A 19,289-nucleotide genomic window follows, 5' to 3' on the forward strand; every position below is an offset into this window, starting at 1 on the left:
ATATGGCGATCTTTCCCTTCCTGTGGCATCCTTGCGATCATTATCTATGTTGGAAAGTTATCCTCTATGCCTGAATCTAAAAAGTCTCCTTTTATCCTCGTTGACGGTTCTTCTTATCTCTTTCGAGCCTTCCATGGGCTGCCGCCGCTAACAAACTCTAAAGGGCAAGATACCGGCGCCATTTACGGCGTGGTAAATATGCTCAAAAGCCTTATCAAACAATATAACCCAACCCATATGGCGGTAATATTTGATGCAAAGGGTAAAACATTTAGAGACGATATTTACGCTGAATATAAAGCTAATCGCCCTCCTATGCCAGACGAGCTAAGAAGTCAGATAGCACCTCTGCACACTATTATTAAAGCAATGGGGCTACCGGTAATTGTTGAATCGGGTGTTGAGGCCGATGACGTTATCGGCACTCTGGCTAAACACGCAACCGAGAAAGGCATAGATACGGTTATCAGTACTGGTGACAAAGACATGGCGCAGTTGGTCAATCAACATGTCACGCTTATTAATACCATGACAAATCAGGCAATGGATATTGAGGGCGTTAATACCAAGTTTGGTATTCCTCCCGAGCTGGTTATTGATTTCTTAGCATTGAAGGGCGACAAAGTAGATAATATTCCAGGCGTGCCGGGCGTTGGTGACAAAAGCGCTCAAGCGCTGCTTAACGGCATCGGTGGTATCGATGAGATATACAAGAACTTGGATAAGATTGCTGATCTGTCTTTTCGAGGCAGCAAAACCATGGCTGCTAAAATGTCGGAATATGAAGAGCAAGCTAGGCTGTCATATACGTTAGCAACTATCAGTATAGATTTAGACCTCGATTACGATGTAGAAGCGTTAATGCCAACGTCGGCAGATAATGAAACTCTGCGCGATCTATTTGCAGAATATGAATTTAAACGATGGCATTCAGAGGTTAGCGCGCTTCTAAGCACGGGCGATGCCAAGCCATCCGATGCATCTAAAAAGGACGCGTCTGACTCTTCTGTTGATGCATCAGAAAGCGCTTTCGCAGACGATGCGCAAATCGATCGCTCTCAATATGAGGTTGTTTTTAAAGAAGAACAATTTACCGCATGGGTGGAAAAGCTAAAACAAGCAAAGCTGTTTGCATTTGATACTGAAACCACGAGCCTCAGCTATATGGATGCTGAAATTGTTGGTGTTTCTTTTTGTATAGAGCCGGGCAAAGCTGCCTATGTGCCTGTGGCTCATGACTACCCAGATGCACCAGATCAGCTATCTAGAGATTATGTCCTTGAAACGCTCAAGCCTATCCTAGAGTCTCCATCTTCTATCAAAGTTGGCCAGCATATTAAATACGATAAGAATGTACTGGCCAATTATGACATTACGCTTAATGGAATTGGCTTTGACACCATGCTAGAAAGTTACATGCTCAATAGCACGGCGCAGCGACATGATATGGACTCGTTAGCACTCGCCTACTTAGGCCATAAAACGATTCATTTTGAAGACATTGCCGGTAAAGGTGCTAAGCAACTTACGTTCAATCAAATTAACTTAGACGAAGCTGGACCATACGCGGCAGAAGATGCCGATATTACCCTTCGTCTTCACCATGCAATTTGGGAAAAGCTTGAGCCAATTGATTCGTTAAAGCGTCTACTTATTGATGTTGAAGTGCCCTTAGCATGTGTACTTTCCCGCATGGAACAACAGGGCGTGTTAATTGATAGCCAACAGTTGAGTCAACAAAGCCAAGACCTGGCAACTCGCATTGCAGAATTAGAAAAAGAAGTTCACGAAGAAGCGGGCGAAACATTTAACTTGGGGTCTACAAAACAGCTGCAGCATATTCTTTTTGAGAAGATGTCGTTGCCTATTGTTAAGAAAACGCCAAAAGGTGCGCCTTCAACTTCTGAGGATGTGTTACAAGAACTAGCATTAGAATATCCCTTGCCTCAGAAAATTATGGAGTATAGAGGGTTAACTAAGCTCAAAAATACGTATACCGATAAGCTTCCGAAAATGATTAACCATCGTACTGGCAGAGTTCACACGTCGTATCATCAAGCAGTGACAGCGACAGGTCGCCTATCCTCTACCGATCCCAATTTACAAAATATTCCTATTCGAAATGAAGCCGGTCGCCGCGTTAGACAAGCCTTTGTGCCAAGAAAAGGCAACAAGATAGTCGCAGCCGATTACTCACAAATAGAGCTTCGTATTATGGCGCACCTGTCGAAAGACAAAGGCTTACTTGATGCGTTTGCGAATGGGAAGGATATACATAAAGCAACCGCTGCCGAAGTATTCGGCATTGCCCTTGACGATGTTACCATCGAGCAGCGTAGAAGCGCCAAAGCCATTAACTTTGGTTTGATTTACGGCATGAGCGCATTCGGGTTAGCCAAACAGCTTAATATTCCACGTAACGAAGCACAGAAATACATGGATCTGTATTTTGAACGCTACCCTGGTGTCCTCGATTATATGGACAGCACCCGAGAGAGCGCAAAAGACAAAGGTTACGTTGAAACTGTGTTTGGCCGACGTTTGTATCTACCAGATATTAAAGCAAGCAATGGAGCGCGAAGAAAAGGGGCTGAGAGAGCGGCTATCAATGCACCAATGCAAGGTACAGCGGCTGACGTCATAAAGATGGCCATGATAAAAGTGGACGATTGGATTGCGAAAAACGCCAGTGACGACGTTACTATGATGATGCAGGTGCACGATGAACTGGTATTTGAAATAAAAGAAGACAAAATTGATGATTATGTCAGCACCATAAAAACTCTTATGGAAAGTGCTGCCACGCTAAATGTGCCGCTGGATGTTGAGGTAGGTATTGGTGAAAACTGGGATGAAGCTCATTAATTGGGTATAGACGCTTTGATCAATTCAGTAATTTGATTACAGCTTAATTAATTAAGTCGTATGTAATTTATCCATATTTGGTAATTAAATTACAATTTATACTTGCCTTTTTGTGCTCTTGTTGTAACATTACCAATGTAGGGTACAGAGGTGAGAAAGCTGTTTTCAAACCTTTGCTTTAACCCCGGTCATTTACCGGGGTTTTTTTATGCCTGTTGAAAAGTGCCATAAATGAAAGGCGCCACTAATGAAAGGTGCCACAAAGAAATTCTGGTAGTAACGGAAGCGCAGACAGAATTAGCATTTTCATTTATTTTCTACTTATTTTGAACTTTTCGTTTTTCACCCACTCTATATCTTCGGTTTTTATGTGTTTTCTCTCATTCAATGCCTCGTTTTTTAGCGAGGCATTTTTTTTGCTTTTTATTCAGCAGCCAAAGCTTCATCATCGTCAGAAGTAGTGCGACCAAGCCACTTATCAAGCATCTGCTCAAGTTCAGGCAAACCGTGACGATTTAAGGAAGAAAACGTATTAACGGTAACATCGCCCATGAACGCTAATGCCGCCTCTTGTGCCATCAGTAACTGAGCCTTGCGCTTACCAGATTTAAGTTTGTCAGCCTTTGTCAGTAGCGCAAGCACTGGAATACCAGCGTCTACAGCCCAATGAATTAGGTCTTGGTCTAAATCTTTAAACGGATGACGAATATCCATTAAAACAACCAGTCCTTTCAATGATTTGCGTTTTTGCAAATATTCACCAAGTGACTTCTGCCACTTAAGCTTGGTCGCCATAGGTACTTTTGCAAAGCCATAGCCGGGCAAATCTACTAAACGTAAATTGTCATCCAACTCGAACACGTTGATTAACTGTGTTCTTCCTGGCGTTTTACTTGTTCTTGCCAAGTTTTTTTGGCGGGTTAACGTGTTTAGCGCGCTGGACTTACCGGCATTTGAGCGACCGGCAAATGCAACCTCTATCCCAGAATCATCTTTCAAATGACGAATGTCAGGTGCACTGGTAAAGAACTTTGCTTTGGTGTAATACGACATCTAGACTTACCTCCACATGCGTCATAACGTCTGGTTTACAGCTTTTTAATGTTAAAACAGACCAAAACCCTTAGATTTATCATGGAATAGGTTTTTCTGACGCGTTAAATGTGTAAAATACGGATTATATCACGTATCTAACGTGAGCCGTTGGAACCATTAAGAGATTATTTATGAAAAAACTGTGTTTGTTGGTTTGTATGTCACTGGGTCTTAGCGCTACAGCTGTAGCAAAAGGCGATGCGGAAGCGGGCAAAGCGAAGTCAGCGGTCTGTGCTGCCTGCCACGGCCCTGATGGCAATAGTATGATTGACATGAACCCTAAGCTAGCTGGGCAACATGAAAAATACCTCGTTAAACAACTTACCGAGTTTAAGCTTGCGTCCCAAACAGGTGGCGAAGAAGGCCGTAACAATGCGGTAATGAACGGTATGGCCGCTCCTCTTTCTACACAAGATATGGAAGACTTAGCTGCGTACTTCTCTAGTCAAGAAGCGACGCCAGGCGAAACGCCAGAGCAATACATCGAAGCTGGAAAAGCATTGTACCAAGGTGGTGACGAAGAACGTGGCATTACTGCCTGTATCGCGTGTCACGGACCGCAAGGTAATGGTTCATCACTATCAGGCTTCCCCGATATCAGTGGCCAACACGCAACCTATACCGCGTCTCAATTAAAATCATTTAGGTCAGGTCAGCGTCATAACAGTATGAATGGCATGATGCGCGACATCTCCATGAAATTAACTGATGAAGATATCGAGATATTGTCGAACTATATCTCTGGTTTACATTAAGTTTTTAAAAAACCTCTTTTGTTGTTAAAATTTTGTTACTTAAAAAGTTGTATTTTAGAATTATTAGTGTAATCTAACGGCGTAGTTTGTTGTTGCCCTTGTAGGCTTACAAACTAAATAACAAGAATAATAATAAAATACCCCATGGAAGATTGGATAAAGCGCCAAGAAGGCCAAAAACAAAAATAGCGCTCTGCTAAAAAAAATAATAAGGGGAGCACAGCTAGGGAAGCATAAAGCACAAAGATGTGTAAATAACGGGAGAGGTGTCATCTGACACTCATTCAAAATAAGGTGATGGTGCAAACCATCGCCTTTTTTTCTTTTTATTACCTGAGTTTTTATTTGGTAGTATCTCTTACAGCATTAATAACAGCGTTTCATCAACATCATATGCAATGTCCTCTGTGCTCTACTTCCGCCATAACTCCTTACTTTACAGACAAGAAAAGACCTTATCTGCAATGCAGTGAATGTGACCTTGTATTTGTACATCCCGACTTTCTACCTAGTGCACATAGCGAGAAAAGTGAATACGACAAACACGAAAACAGCTTTGACGATGAAGGTTATAAACAGTTTTTACGTAAACTTATAAATCCTCTTCTATCACTTATTAACACTGGCGAAAAAGCATTGGATTTTGGATGTGGGCCAGCTGCTGTTCTTGCGAAAATGTTAGAAGATGTAGGATTAGATGTCGACATCTACGATCCTTTCTATGCCCCTTTTGAGAAGGTGTTAAACCGCAAATTTGACGTCATTACATGTACCGAAGCAATAGAACACTTCCACCATCCCGCAAAAGAATGGGCCATATTAACGGGCATGCTAAATCCTAATGGTATTCTGGCCATAATGACAAAAAGAGTGATTGATAAAGAACGTTTTTCAACGTGGCACTATAAGAACGATCCAACGCATGTGAGCTTTTTCAGTGAACGTACCTTTTCTTATCTTGCTCGACGTGATGGTTTTGATATCAAATTCCCCGGTAGTGATGTCGTTTTGATGAGGAAGCTTTAAGCAATTCACGCTATAATGGAAAAGTCTTTTACACATTCTCTTATTTGGAATATATGTCACGTTCAAAAAAATCTCGCAAAGTTGGTCTTATCGGTGTTCGTAAGGATCCAGACTTTAAGCCTAGCGAAAATCGAAAATCTGAAACTCCACGTCCTAAAAAGCATAAAGGTAAGCCAGCTGGCAGTCGCCATAATGTAGAGCAAGGCAAAGCGGGTGGCGGAAAAAGTAGCGAAAAGAAAGATCCGCGTTTAGGCAGTAAAAAGCCTATTGCGTTAGTTAAGGCCAAAGGTGTTGCACCAACGCCTACTGAAAAGAAAAAGTATGCTACGCCTGCCCAAGAGCTTGCCGCCTTAGAAGCGGATCAACGTCTCGCCGATTTGTTAGATAACCTAGATGCAGATAAAAAGCTTACTAGAGAACAGCAGCGTTATGTTGATGAGAAGATGGCTCGACATCGCGTACTGTGCGACCTACTTGGTATTGTCGATGAAGACGATGAAGAAGAGAGCGATCCGTTTGATGAGTTAGACGCTATTAAGATTGACGACTTTAAGAACTAGAACGGGATATTTCAATGCTGTGGGTAGTACTAACTGGTGTAGCACTAGTAGTTATTTTGGGCCTTGGTGTTTACGCAGGTAAATTGCTATTTTTGCTTAAACAGCAAGGTATTCGACAGGATAAGGCCAAGAATTCACGTATAAGCAGCATAACTGAAAGCGTGATACTTATCGCAAAGGCGATGGAGCAGCAGCAGTGCGACTTATCTGAGGGCGTTATACGTATTGTTAACTTACTTAACGCGTTACCGCTCAACGAGCCGCCAGATTTTAAATCAACCTATCCACATACGTATGCTTTGTTTGTAGAGATAAGTGGTTTTGCCGTGTTAGAAGCTAGACAAAAGCTATCAAAACAAGAACGTAGAAAGCAAGACCAGGCGAGAGAGCAGATAGAATCTGAATACGAGTCGAAAGTGTTAGATGAGTTACCTAGACTCAAACAATACTGTGAGTCAATTGCATGAGTATTCTTTATATAGGCACTTAGTTATAGCTACTAAGTTATAGCTATTTAGCTATACAATTACCTAGCTGGCTGTTCACCAACTAACAAAAGCGCGACTTATAAAAAAGCAGTATTGGTTTACTGCTTTTTTTTGTGTCCGAGAATACATTTGTAGTTTTAGCGGCTTGCTTGAACTGCTCAACTAAAAAGCCTTTGTATCTATTACTTGATGGATATTCCTTACTGCAGCCCCCTTACTGTAGAAGCCTTACTTACGTCACACTCTTTATGGCAAGCTTTGTGGTTGCTTCATAGCAATGACAGCCTTTCTCATGATCGTTCACCATTCCAACTGCCTGCATAAATGCATAACAAATAGTTTCACCAACAAAGTTAAAGCCCACCTTTTTCAGTGCTTTTGACATTGCTTTAGACTCTTCTGTCGATGTTGGAATATCATCATGAGACTGCCAATTATTCACCAGTGTCTTTCCATCTGTAAATTGCCAAATATACTGATTAAAAGGCTTTGATTTTTCTATCTCCAAAAAGGCTTTTGCATTTCGAATGATAGACTTAATTTTTAGTCTGTTTCTCACAATACCGGTATCGTGCATTAACCTTTCTACGTCGTCTTCAGTCATTTGGGCAATAGCGCATGGCTCAAAATTATAAAAAGCGCGCTCGTAGTTTTTTTGCTTCTTGAGAATGGTAAGCCAAGATAAGCCCGCTTGCTGGCCGTCGAGGCACAATTTAGCAAATAACGCCTGACTATTGGTTTCTGGAACGCCCCATTCATTGTCGTGATATGCCTGGTAAATAGGATCATCACTCACCCACGCACACCGCTTTACTGCGTTACTTACCATTAAATATTAAATCCTTGTTGTAATACCGGCTTTCTAGGCTTTTTTTCACCCGTTACACCTACATACTCCGCGTCACAAATTGTATACTAAGCCATCTTTTTTTATGACAGCTAACTAATAAGCAGCGGATGTATGCAGAAATACGATATTAAAACCTTTCAAGGGTTAATTCTAGCGCTTCAAGACTACTGGGCGCGTCAAGGCTGCGTAATAATTCAGCCTTTAGATATGGAAGTGGGTGCCGGCACATTTCACCCTATGACCTTCCTACGATCGTTAGGCCCTGAGCCAATGAGCAGCGCTTATGTTCAGCCATGTCGCCGACCTACAGACGGTCGCTATGGTGAGAACCCGAATCGCCTACAGCATTACTATCAGTTCCAGGTAATGCTAAAGCCCTCACCTGATAATATTCAAGAATTGTATCTGGGCTCTTTGAAAGAATTAGGTTTCGATCCACTTGTACATGATATTCGTTTTGTTGAAGACAACTGGGAATCACCAACACTTGGCGCATGGGGCTTAGGCTGGGAAGTGTGGCTAAATGGTATGGAAGTCACTCAGTTTACCTACTTCCAACAAGTTGGCGGTATCGAGTGCAAGCCTGTTACCGGTGAGATCACCTACGGCTTAGAACGTTTAGCCATGTATGTGCAGGGCGTAGACAGTATTTACGACCTCGTATGGACAGATGGTCCTCTTGGTAAAGTTACCTACAGAGATGTGTTCCATCAAAACGAAGTTGAGCAATCAACGTATAATTTTGAACATGCCAATGTAGAAGCGTTGTTTAGAACGTTTGATGAATGTGAGGCGCAGAGCGAAATTTTGATTGAAAACAATCTTCCTCTTCCGGCTTACGAACAGGTTATGAAAGCGTCTCAAGCGTTTAATCTATTAGACGCTCGTCACGCTATATCGGTAACTGAAAGGCAGCGTTACATTTTACGAGTACGTGCGTTGGCTAAGGCGTGTGCAGAAAGTTATTACCAAGCTCGCGAAGCATTAGGCTTTCCGCTTTGCAACAAGGAGGCATAGGCGTGCGTACGGAAAATTGTTTAGTTGAATTAGGAACTGAAGAGCTACCACCAAAGGCACTTAAATCACTTGGTGAAGCATTTGCTCAACAGTTTGAATTAGCACTTACCAGTGCCAACCTTCCTTTTGGTTCAGTAAGCTGGTTCGCCGCGCCTAGGCGTTTAGCGGTTTATGTTTCTGACTTGGCAGAAGGTCAAGAAGATAAAGTCGTTGAAAAAAGAGGCCCTGCGGTAAGCGCTGCATTCGATGCAGATGGCAACCCCACTAAAGCGGCACAAGGCTGGGCACGTGGCAACGGAATTGACGTTGCTGATGCAGAGCGTCTAGTTACAGACAAAGGCGAATGGTTGCTGCATAAGGCACACGTTCCAGGTCAAGGTGTAAGCACCCTCCTTGAGGGCTTAGTCAATCAGGCGGTGAGCAAACTGCCTATTCCAAAGCCTATGCGCTGGGGTAGTCATAGCACGCAATTCATTCGCCCTGTCCATACGCTGTGCGTACTTTATGGCAGCGAAGTCATCAATATCAACACCCTTGGTTTAGCAAGCAGCAGAACGGTACAGGGCCACCGTTTCCACGGCGAAGCTCGATTTGAACTTGATCATGCTGATAATTATGCGACGGCACTTGAGTCGCAATATGTCATTGCAGACTTTGAAGCGCGTAAAGCGAAGACTCGTCAACAGTTAGAAGATGCTGCTGCAGCCTTATCCCTAAAGCCTGACTATGATGAAGCTTTATTAGAAGAGATTGCTTCACTTGTTGAATGGCCAGTGGTCATGCAGGCAGGATTTGATGAAGGCTTCCTTGCGGTACCAAAAGAAGCGCTCATCTATACGATGAAGGACGATCAGAAATATGTTCCTCTTCTTAACGCCAATGGCGACTTGGTGAATACCTTCCTATTTGTGAGTAATATTGAAAGTACCGATCCTATTCAGGTCATTTCAGGCAATGAAAAGGTTATCCGCCCTCGCCTTGCTGATGCTGAGTTCTTCTATAACAGCGATAGAAAAGTATCCTTAGAGAGCCGTCTCGATAGCCTAAGCACCGTGCTATTTCAAAAGCAGCTTGGCACGCTTAAAGAAAAATCAGAGCGCATCTCTGTGCTGTCTGGCTTTATTGCGGCACAAATAGATGCAGACGAAGCACATGCGACTCGAGCCGGACTGCTAGCTAAAGCCGACCTCATGTCTAACATGGTTATGGAATTTCCAGACGTACAAGGCGTAATGGGTAAATACTATGCCCTAAACGACAATGAGCACTCTGACGTTGCACAAGCCCTGTATGAACAGTATATGCCTCGTTTCGCCGGTGATACTCTTCCGAGTAACGGCGTGAGCGCGTCGGTAGCGCTTGCTGATAAGCTAGATACGCTAGTTGGTATATTTGGTATTGGTCAGCTACCTAAAGGTGACAAAGACCCATTTGCCCTTCGTCGCGCGGCCATTGGTGTACTGCGTATTATCACTGAATTATCACTTCCACTTGATTTAACTACCCTAGTAACAAAATCAATTGAAGTTTATGGCAAAAAACTTTCAAATGACAAAACACAATCACAGGTTGTAGATTTTGTTCTTGGACGTTTTACAGCGTTACTTCAGGATAAACAGATAGCGATTGATGTTATTCAGTCGGTCGCTGCAAGACGCCCTACTAAGCCAGCTGACTATCTTGCGCGAATTAATGCCGTGGCTCTATTTAAATCGTTAGATGAGTCTGAAGCTCTAGCGGCAGCAAATAAACGCGTAGCGAATATTCTAGCAAAGCAACATGTCGATATTGACGCTACAGTACAGATTAATGATGCCCTTCTTTCAGAAGCATCAGAAAAAGCGTTATTTGAAGCATTGACTGAGTCAGAAAAGAAAGTGAGTGAAGCGCTTGGTTCGCAAGATTACACGGCTATCCTTACAACTCTTGCAACGCTACGTGTCGCTATTGATGATTTCTTCGATAACGTTATGGTTATGGCAGAAGATGAAGCGGTTAAGAAAAACAGACTTGCGTTGTTGACGCTTTTAAGGCAACTTTTCCTTACTACCGCAGATATTTCTATACTTGCGAAGTCTTAGGCTAAATTTATGAGATAACAATATCTCGTAAAGTGAAATTAAAAGCCCGACTCTGTTGGGCTTTTTTATATCTGGAGTATTAGTGAAAAAGTTATTGTCAGTTTTATTGTGTTGTCTTTCACTCTCAGCGTGTTCAAGCAAAGGTGGATTTAGCATTCCAGAGCTCCCATCTTCATCACCTGCTATAGAGTTTGAGAATATGTATCTCAGAGGGGTTTTTAATTGGTGGGAAGCCGACCCTAGCTATAAATTTACCCGTAAAGGCGTTGAAAACAATGAAGCAGCATGGTCAGTTGATGTTGAGTTAATTGCAGATGGGCAACCTTACGACTTTAGATTGTCTGATGCTAACTGGACGCCTTCACAAAGCTGTGGAGGCAAGTACAAAGGTCAACCTGTTATGTTAGGCACAACAGTTTACTTAGCCTGTGAGCAAGGTTCAGAGAACCTTCAGTTCACTCCCTCATCTACCGGTATGTATCGCTTTGTTATTCGTCGCGCTGGCTCAAAAGAAGTGGCGCTTAAAGTGACTAAAATGTAGCATTAGCATTTCTTTTCACCGGCTTATCTATTTCTTTCTTCCACAAAAAAAGGCGATTTTTATAAATCGCCTTTTTCATTTTAACGCCATCTAAAGCTGAATTACTTTGCTTTAGCAAACAGCGTTACTTTTTGACTAGGGTTAATTCAACAGCCTATACGTCAAGGTTTGCAACTTTCAGTGCATTCGCTTCAATGAACTCTCTACGAGGTTCAACCTGGTCGCCCATTAGCGTTGTGAACAATTGATCACAGCTAATAGCATCCTCAATGGTAACTTGAAGCATGCGACGGCTGTCTGGGTCCATTGTAGTTTCCCATAATTGACTCGGATTCATTTCACCAAGACCTTTATAGCGCTGAATGTATTGACCGCGTTTTGCTTCATTCATCAACCAATCAAGGGCTGCTTTAAATGAGTCTACAGGTTGCTTACGCTCCCCACGCTGAATATAAGCCTCAGGTCCCATCATATCGTTGATAGCGAGGTTCAAGTCACGTAAACGTGCATACTCGTTAGAATCGATAAACTCTCTATCAATAATATACTCGTAGTCGATACCGTGCATACGCATGATAATAGTAATGTAATATTCGCTTAACTCTTGATCGCGTCTAATTTCATAACTGTACGTCGCACCATCATTCTCGCGTTCAGTAAGCTGTGCAACAAAATGCTTAGCGACATTTTCTAGCGCGTCCTCATTTTTCAAATCTTGGACGTCAAGTGTTGGCGTATATAGCATTCTATAAAGCATAGACTGTGGCATTAACCGCTTCATACGATTAATCATTTTTTCCACGGCTTGATATTGCTTAACAAGATTTTCAAGACCAACACCTGAAATGCCTGGGTCATCAGAACTAGTGTGTAATGAAGAACCATCTACCGCTATGGACGTTAGGTAATTCGTTAATGAATCATCATCTTTCAAATACTGTTCTTGCTTACCCTTTTTCACTTTATAAAGTGGTGGCTGAGCAATATACACGTACCCACGCTCAATAATTTCTGGCATTTGACGATAGAAGAAAGTCAGTAGCAATGTACGAATATGAGAACCGTCCACATCCGCATCCGTCATGATAATGATACTGTGGTAGCGCAACTTTTCAGGGTTGTATTCATCACGTCCGATGCCACAACCAAGGGCGGTAATCAGCGTTGCCACTTCTTGAGAAGATAGCATTTTATCAAAGCGCGCTTTTTCTACGTTTAGAATCTTACCTTTAAGCGGAAGAATAGCTTGGTTTTTTCTGTTTCTGCCCTGCTTGGCTGAACCGCCAGCAGAGTCACCTTCCACGATATAAAGCTCACTCAGTGCTGGGTCTTTTTCCTGGCAATCAGCAAGCTTACCTGGCAGACCTGCTAAATCTAGTGCGCCCTTTCGACGAGTCATATCACGGGCTTTTCGAGCGGCTTCACGAGCGCGAGCAGCATCGATTATCTTGTTCGCGATAATTTTACTTTCAGAAGGGTTTTCTAAAAGAAACTCTGCAAGCTTTTCATTCATTGCTGATTCAACCACAGGACGAACCTCTGAAGAAACCAGTTTGTCTTTTGTTTGCGAGCTAAACTTAGGATCAGGCACTTTTACAGAAATAACAGCGGTTAGGCCTTCACGAGCATCATCGCCACTGGCATTAGTCTTTGCTTTCTTGTTTAACCCTTCCTTTTCCATGTAGTTATTTAACGTACGTGTTAAGGCGCCACGAAAACCGGCTAAATGGCTTCCGCCATCGCGTTGAGGAATATTATTGGTGAAACAAAATACATTTTCTTGGAAGCTATCGTTCCACTGCATAGCAACTTCAACGCTAATACCGTCTTCTCGTTCAGCACTAAAATGGAACACTTTTTGGTGAATAGCTGTCTTTTTGTCATTGAGATATTCAACAAATGCTTTGATACCACCTTCGTATTTGAAGTGGTCCTCTTTACCGTCTCTTTCGTCTTTCAGCTTAATCGATACACCAGAATTCAAGAATGAAAGTTCGCGTAAACGTTTAGCAAGAATATCGTAATGATAAAGGGTATTTGTGAATGTTTCTTCGCTTGGCCAGAAGCGGATCATAGTTCCACTTTTATCTGTATCGCCAGTTACTGCTAATGGTTCTTGTGGAACACCATGCTTATATTCTTGCTCATGGGCTTTACCGCCGCGACGGATGCGTAACTTGAGTCGGCTTGAAAGTGCATTTACAACAGAAACACCAACACCGTGAAGGCCACCAGAAACTTTATAAGAGTTATCATCAAACTTACCGCCAGCATGCAGAACCGTCATGATAACTTCGGCTGCAGAAACACCCTCTTCTTCATGAAGCTCTGTTGGTATACCGCGACCATCATCAGATACGGAAACAGAACCGTCGCTATGGATGAGTACGACAATTTCAGAACAGTGACCAGCAAGTGCTTCGTCAATTGAATTGTCGACCACCTCAAAAACCATGTGATGCAAACCGGTGCCGTCATCGGTATCACCAATGTACATACCCGGACGTTTTCTTACAGCGTCTAATCCTTTAAGTACCTTAATACTGGACGAGTCGTAGTTGTTCTCTTCTGACATACTAGCTTTTACTCCTCTTTCACGTTTCCATGTTCCACGTGAAACATTTTCTTTTCGTTGTATTTTTGTATAAATTCGAGTTGAGTGGACTCAATAGCAGTAACGAAAACCTGCGTGTCCATCCTTAATAACCCGTCAATAAATTGTTCCCTTTTGTCGGCGTCCAATTCAGCACCGACGTCATCTAACAGAAAAATACTTTTTCTATTTGTAGTGGTATTAAATAATTCTGTTTGTGACATTTGTAACGCAGCGACAGCCATTCTAAGCTGACCTCGGGATAACAGCTCTTGGGCATTCACACCATTCACTTTAAGCTTAACATCAGCTTTGTGCGGCCCAGAAGAAGTATGTCCTATTTTACCATCATACTCTTTCTTTTTAACTAGGCTTTCTGATAAAGACGCATCTTTTTCCCATCCTTTATAGTAACTCAGTTTGACTTCAAAGGTTGGTAAGAATTCTTTGGCGTATTTTTCAAATATTGGTGTCAATGCCTGAAGGTACTCTTCTCTGATCTCAGTGAGTTTTTCACCTAACAACGCGAACTGACTTTCCCAATACTGGTTTTCTGGAGCAGATAGATTAGCCTGCTGTTTTAGCAAGGCATTCCTATGCTTCAAGAATTTGGCGTATTGATTCGCAACCGACTGAAACTCATGTTTCACGTGAAACAATCCCCAGTCACAAAACCGACGTCTTTCGGAAGGAGAACCTATAATGAGGTCTGTACTCTGCGGCGTGAATAATTGAATAGGAACCAAGCTAACTAAATCTGAAAGCTTTTTAGAATGTTCACCATCGATACTACAGGTAAACTGGTCTCCCCTAGTTCGCTGAAATCCTATCTTTTGCTTATCACCATTTTCGTTATGACACGATGCAAATACACTAAACTCATTCTTATCGTGTTGAATGACAGCACTGTGTTTGTTGGTGCGAAAAGAACGGCCAAACCCAAGATAATAAAGCGCCTCTATGAGAGACGATTTACCGCTACCGTTAATACCTTGGATAATAGTTAAAGAAGGAGACGGGGAGAAACTTATAGATGACAAATTACGGAAGTTCGCAATTTGGACCTGGTCCAATTTCATAATAGAACTCTAAAGGGAATAAAAGCGATACATTGATAAACAATGCACCGCTCTATCGATAGCAATTAAAATAATGCTGTAGGCCTTAAATTGATGTTTTTACTTTCTTCAGTGCTACAAACGCATAGGCATAATGACATAAAGCGCAGCATCATCAGCGTTATCTTCAATTAACGCACTCGCATTTGAATCAGACAGGCTAACCTTAACCATATCCGAATTTAACGAGTTCAATACATCAATGAGGTACGCAACGTTAAAGCCAATTTCAAGGTCATCGCCTTCGTACTGCACGTCTACGTTTTCCTCAGCCTCTTCTTGCTCTGGGTTGTTGGCCGTAATTTTAAGCTCGCCAGTAGCAAGATTTAAACGAACGCCTCTGAATTTTTCATTCGATAAAATCGCTGCACGTGAAAAAGCTTCTTTTAACACCGCTTTGCTAGCAAGAATTTCTTTATCGCCATTTTGAGGAAGTACCCTACGATAATCAGGGAAACGCCCGTCTACTAATTTTGACGTAAAGATAAAGTCATTTGAGAATATACGAAGATGATTGGCACCAATCTGCACCTTTAACGATTTATCATCGTCAGAGATTAACCGAGAAATTTCTAATACGCCCTTTCTAGGAATAATGACTTGGCGTGCCGGTAATGCAGTTTCATAGTTAAGACGACAAAGCGCTAATCTATGGCCATCTGTGGCCACTGTGCGAATAACATTTTCCTCGGTCTCTAGCGACATTCCATTCAAATAATAACGCACGTCTTGCTGCGCCATTGAAAAACTAGTGGAATCGATTAGACGTTTAAGGTCACTGCAAGACAGTTCGAACTCAACCTCACCTTCCCAGTCTTCCAAATTTGGATAATCACTGGCAGACAAAGTGGATAAAGTGTAACGACCGCGGCCAGCTCTAATGAGTGCTTTACTGCCATCGATGGAGAAGTGAATATCAGTACCTTCAGAAATGCCACGAATAATATCAAAAAGCTTTTTGGCAGGTACGGTAATTTCCCCTTCGGTAAATTCAGATTCAAGCTTAATGCTTGAAATAAGCTCAACCTCTAAATCTGTACCGGTTAACCACAATGCGCCTTCACTAACTTTAATGAGTACGTTAGATAAAATAGGCAACGTGTGTCTACGCTCAACAGCACCAGACACGAGTTGGAGGGGTTGTAAAAACTGTTCGCGGCTTATAGTAAATTTCATCGCAGTGCTATCTCGCCTCTAAGGTCGTATTATTTAGGAAGACAATGTCCTAATGAGGTTTTTATAGTCTTCTTTTATATCATGACTTTCTTCTCTTAGCTGCTCTATTTTTCTACACGCATGGAGTACCGTAGTATGGTCCCTTCCACCAAACGCATTACCGAGTTCTGGTAAGCTGTGGTTGGTTAACTCTTTGGCCAGCGCCATTGCAACTTGACGAGGACGAGCAACACTTCTACTTCTTCGCTTAGATAAAATATCAGCTACCTTTATCTTATAATAATCTGCCACGGTTTTCTGAATATTATCAACAGTTACAAGCTTTTCTTGTAAAGCGAGGAGATCGCGCAATGCCTCTCTAACAAAATCAATAGTAATGGGGCGTCCAGTAAAATTAGCATTGGCAATAACCCGATTTAATGCCCCTTCTAATTCCCTAACATTAGAGCGCAATCGTTTCGCAATAAAGAATGCCACTTCATTAGGAAGGTGGATGCGATTCTCTGCAGCTTTACGCATTAAGATCGCTACACGTGTTTCAAGCTCTGGCGGTTCGATCGCAATGGTCAATCCCCATCCAAACCGAGATTTTAAGCGATCCTCAACGCCATCGATCTCTTTTGGATAACGATCCGATGTCAAAATGATCTGCTGATTTCCTTCCAACAACGCATTAAAGGTATGAAAGAACTCTTCTTGCGATCGCTCTTTATTGGCAAAAAACTGAATGTCATCAATAAGCAGAGCATCAACAGAGCGGTAAAAACGCTTAAAATCTTCGATAGCGTTATTCTGCAATGCCTTCACCATGTCTTGCACGAATCGTTCAGAATGCATGTACACAATCTTTGCATCACCATTATTTGCAACAATACCGTTACCTACTGCATGCAATAAGTGAGTTTTACCTAAGCCGGTGCCACCATATATAAACAGTGGGTTATATGAACCACCAGGATTATTAGCAACTTGCGTAGCGGCCGCACGAGCAAGTTGGTTTGATTTACCCTCAACAAAATTATCAAATTGATAGGTTGGGTTGATATTGCTCTTATGCTTCATTGCCTCGGGAATAGGTACTACCCTGGGCGAGGGCTGAGTACGAGGCGCGGACGCTTGATTAGCTGCTCTGTTTTGCTCATGGTAACTACGGCTGCTGTTTGCATTTATACTGCTGTTCCTATCCCCAGAACTGCTACCTCCAGAGCTTCTATCACCAAAGCTTTGATCACCAAAGTTTTTATCACCAGCCTTATTATCGCCAAAATCATTGCCACTAGAGAAACCACTATTATTCTGCTGGGAATGATGTTGGTTAGTATTACTGTGATTATAAGAGTTATGACTAGACGGACTCTGATTAGCTGACGATTGCTGCGATTGCGACGCAGACTGAGAATGCCCTTGTTGTATAGAACCTGATTGATTAGAACCGGCATGAGATTGCGCGCTGTGCTGATAAGCGTTCTGACGTGGTGCAGACTGTGACATCCCTGATGAAGAAGCTTGTGAGGGTGCTGAATTTTGTTGCGACGAGTTATTAACTCGTTGTCGGTTCATTACTTCAAGGTGTAATTGTGGCGCACTTTCACCTGCAAACTCACGGAGAAGACCCATAATATTATCTAAATATTTATCTCTCACCCAATCTAAAACAAAGCGGTTAGGCGCAAAAAGAGCTACATATCCCTCTTGTTCTTCACAAACAAGCGGTCTAATCCACATACTGAATTGTTGCGTCGGTAGTTCTTGACGCAGGCGTTCAAGACATTGATTCCATAAGGACATGGTACGTTGTTAGCTCCCGTTGCTCGCGAAAAACCAAACAGAGTAGTATCGACATCGCGTAAGAGGAAGCCGTGAACGTTCTTAGAAGGTATGCTGAATAATCGCGAGAAAATAAATTATCGTTCTAGTCTGTGGATTATCTTATTTTATCAACAAAAAGTAAATCCCGATCTCAGCAGATCGCTACGATCAAAATGATAACTCATTGTAATTTATTGTCTTTTCTTTTAGATCAAAACAAACTTACTTTAGACTTTCTTACACCTAAAAATAAGGTAAAAGCCCTTGATCTGATCCCCATATTCATGATTGTACACACCCTATTGTGGATAACCTTTGCTAAAAAATTGGGTTATTCACAGCCTTAATGGATTTAAATAACTCATTACAATAAAAAATAGTAAAAATTGTTCAATTATTCTCCCCAAAAGCTACATTATGCATTGACACAAGCCCCCGAGATCTCTAGAATTCAGCGTCCTTTTTCGATGGGCTTTTCTGGTGAGAACTCCACATTGTTTTAATAATGAAATAATGTGTTACCAAAAAACGCCTATGTTTGTAACTAAATATAAGTGAGACTTTGGTCATGAAAAGAACATTTCAACCGAGCAATCTTAAGCGCAAGCGTTCTCACGGTTTTCGTGCTCGTATGGCGACTAAAAATGGTCGTAAAGTACTAGCAGCTCGCCGTGCAAAAGGCCGCGCTCGTCTTTCAGCTTAATTAGAAAGACGCCAAAAGTGGGCGAAAATAATTTTTCAAGGGAGTTGCGTCTGTTGACTCCCTCCCACTTTACTTATGTGTTTGATAACGCAACCCCAGCTGTATCTCCCTCTTTTACTATTCTAGCTAGAAAAAACTCTCATAATAATTCGCGACTCGGTATTACCATAGCGAAAAAACGCGTCCGTAAAGCCCATGATAGAAATAGGCTCAAACGACTTGTACGTGAAAGTTTTAGACACAAACAACATCACTTACCGAATGTAGATATTATCGTTATAGGTAAGTCAGGTGCCGATAATCTTAGCAACCAAGAAGTTTTTGCAACTTTAGAAAAGCTATGGAAAAAATTAAACAAGCGTTGCGGAAACTCTTAATTGCAGTTCCCCTAGCATTGATAAAATTTTATCAATGGTTTATTTCGCCTGTTTTAGGCCAACGATGTCGTTTCCATCCGTCCTGTTCTTGGTATGCTATAGACGCACTAAAAACACACGGATTAGTAAAAGGCGGTTGGTTATCGTTTAAACGCATATTAAAATGTCAGCCTTTGCATGCCGGGGGTTACGATCCGGTACCAGAAAAACAACAAGATAAACACTCAAAATAAAG

General features: G+C 42.1%; 17 protein-coding genes. 11 read left to right on the top strand and 6 right to left on the bottom strand.

Going from position 1 to position 19,289, the window contains the following annotated elements; all coding sequences use genetic code 11:
• Positions 1–66 precede the first annotated feature (66 nt).
• Entirely contained in the window at positions 67–2,865 is a 2,799-nt protein-coding gene (gene polA / locus JV36_RS0111495; protein ID WP_032095221.1) for a DNA polymerase I, read from the top strand.
• Positions 2,866–3,288: 423 nt separating this feature from the next.
• Here polA and yihA read toward each other — a convergent pair whose 3' ends face one another.
• The gene (gene yihA, locus JV36_RS0111500; RefSeq protein ID WP_032095222.1) at positions 3,289–3,918 is read right to left on the bottom strand and encodes a ribosome biogenesis GTP-binding protein YihA/YsxC; all 630 of its coding nucleotides are present in this window, start codon (positions 3,916–3,918) and stop codon (positions 3,289–3,291) included.
• Between the two features lie 173 nt (positions 3,919–4,091).
• On the opposite strand from yihA, the gene JV36_RS0111505 reads away from it, so the two are divergent.
• From JV36_RS0111505 to JV36_RS0111520, 4 genes are all read left to right on the top strand, one after another.
• On the top strand, positions 4,092–4,715 hold the full coding sequence (locus JV36_RS0111505) for a c-type cytochrome (protein WP_032095223.1): 624 nt from the start codon (positions 4,092–4,094) through the stop codon (positions 4,713–4,715).
• 297 nt (positions 4,716–5,012) lie between these two features.
• Positions 5,013–5,741 (top strand): class I SAM-dependent methyltransferase, encoded by a 729-nt coding sequence (locus JV36_RS0111510; RefSeq protein ID WP_326938223.1) that lies wholly within the window; start codon positions 5,013–5,015, stop codon positions 5,739–5,741.
• Between the two features lie 53 nt (positions 5,742–5,794).
• Entirely contained in the window at positions 5,795–6,301 is a 507-nt protein-coding gene (gene yihI, locus JV36_RS0111515) for a Der GTPase-activating protein YihI (protein WP_032095224.1), read from the top strand.
• 14 nt (positions 6,302–6,315) lie between these two features.
• Positions 6,316–6,768 carry a DUF2489 domain-containing protein gene (locus tag JV36_RS0111520; protein WP_032095225.1) on the top strand — a complete coding sequence of 151 codons (453 nt, stop codon included), beginning with the start codon at positions 6,316–6,318 and terminating at the stop codon, positions 6,766–6,768.
• Between the two features lie 253 nt (positions 6,769–7,021).
• On the opposite strand, the gene JV36_RS0111525 is transcribed toward JV36_RS0111520, so the two are convergent.
• Positions 7,022–7,618 (bottom strand): DNA-3-methyladenine glycosylase I, encoded by a 597-nt coding sequence (locus JV36_RS0111525; protein WP_032095226.1) that lies wholly within the window; start codon positions 7,616–7,618, stop codon positions 7,022–7,024.
• A 132-nt stretch (positions 7,619–7,750) separates the two neighbouring features.
• On the opposite strand from JV36_RS0111525, the gene glyQ reads away from it, so the two are divergent.
• From glyQ to JV36_RS0111540, 3 genes are all read left to right on the top strand, one after another.
• Positions 7,751–8,656, top strand: a complete 906-nt coding sequence (glyQ, locus tag JV36_RS0111530; RefSeq protein WP_032095227.1) for a glycine--tRNA ligase subunit alpha — start codon at positions 7,751–7,753, stop codon at positions 8,654–8,656.
• A gap of 2 nt (positions 8,657–8,658) precedes the next feature.
• Positions 8,659–10,737: a glycine--tRNA ligase subunit beta gene (gene glyS / locus JV36_RS0111535; RefSeq protein WP_032095228.1), complete on the top strand. Its 2,079-nt coding sequence runs from the start codon at positions 8,659–8,661 to the stop codon at positions 10,735–10,737.
• A gap of 82 nt (positions 10,738–10,819) precedes the next feature.
• Positions 10,820–11,278, top strand: coding sequence for a hypothetical protein (locus tag JV36_RS0111540; RefSeq protein WP_032095229.1), 459 nt, complete (start codon positions 10,820–10,822; stop codon positions 11,276–11,278).
• Between the two features lie 154 nt (positions 11,279–11,432).
• Here JV36_RS0111540 and gyrB read toward each other — a convergent pair whose 3' ends face one another.
• From gyrB to dnaA, 4 genes are all read right to left on the bottom strand, one after another.
• On the bottom strand, positions 11,433–13,853 hold the full coding sequence (gyrB, locus tag JV36_RS0111545; RefSeq protein ID WP_032095230.1) for a DNA topoisomerase (ATP-hydrolyzing) subunit B: 2,421 nt from the start codon (positions 13,851–13,853) through the stop codon (positions 11,433–11,435).
• Positions 13,854–13,861: 8 nt separating this feature from the next.
• Positions 13,862–14,950 (bottom strand): DNA replication/repair protein RecF, encoded by a 1,089-nt coding sequence (recF, locus tag JV36_RS0111550; RefSeq protein WP_032095231.1) that lies wholly within the window; start codon positions 14,948–14,950, stop codon positions 13,862–13,864.
• Between the two features lie 114 nt (positions 14,951–15,064).
• Complete coding sequence (dnaN, locus tag JV36_RS0111555) at positions 15,065–16,165, bottom strand: DNA polymerase III subunit beta (protein WP_032095232.1); 1,101 nt, start codon at positions 16,163–16,165, stop codon at positions 15,065–15,067.
• Positions 16,166–16,198: 33 nt separating this feature from the next.
• The gene (gene dnaA / locus JV36_RS0111560; RefSeq protein WP_032095233.1) at positions 16,199–17,953 is read right to left on the bottom strand and encodes a chromosomal replication initiator protein DnaA; all 1,755 of its coding nucleotides are present in this window, start codon (positions 17,951–17,953) and stop codon (positions 16,199–16,201) included.
• Positions 17,954–18,542: 589 nt separating this feature from the next.
• Here dnaA and rpmH point away from each other — a divergent pair.
• The 3 genes from rpmH to yidD are packed head-to-tail and all read left to right on the top strand — an operon-like array spanning position 18,543 to position 19,287.
• A complete protein-coding gene (gene rpmH, locus JV36_RS0111565) occupies positions 18,543–18,677 on the top strand; it encodes a 50S ribosomal protein L34 (RefSeq protein ID WP_014290886.1) in 135 nt (44 codons plus the stop codon).
• Positions 18,678–18,694: 17 nt separating this feature from the next.
• Positions 18,695–19,054, top strand: a complete 360-nt coding sequence (gene rnpA / locus JV36_RS0111570; RefSeq protein ID WP_032095234.1) for a ribonuclease P protein component — start codon at positions 18,695–18,697, stop codon at positions 19,052–19,054.
• A complete protein-coding gene (gene yidD / locus JV36_RS19430) occupies positions 19,018–19,287 on the top strand; it encodes a membrane protein insertion efficiency factor YidD (RefSeq protein WP_081926608.1) in 270 nt (89 codons plus the stop codon). Before rnpA ends, yidD begins: the two co-directional genes overlap by 37 nt.
• Positions 19,288–19,289: the final 2 nt, after the last annotated feature.

Source organism: Alteromonas sp. LOR (genome assembly GCF_000753865.1).
Taxonomy (GTDB): Bacteria; Pseudomonadota; Gammaproteobacteria; order Enterobacterales; family Alteromonadaceae; genus Alteromonas.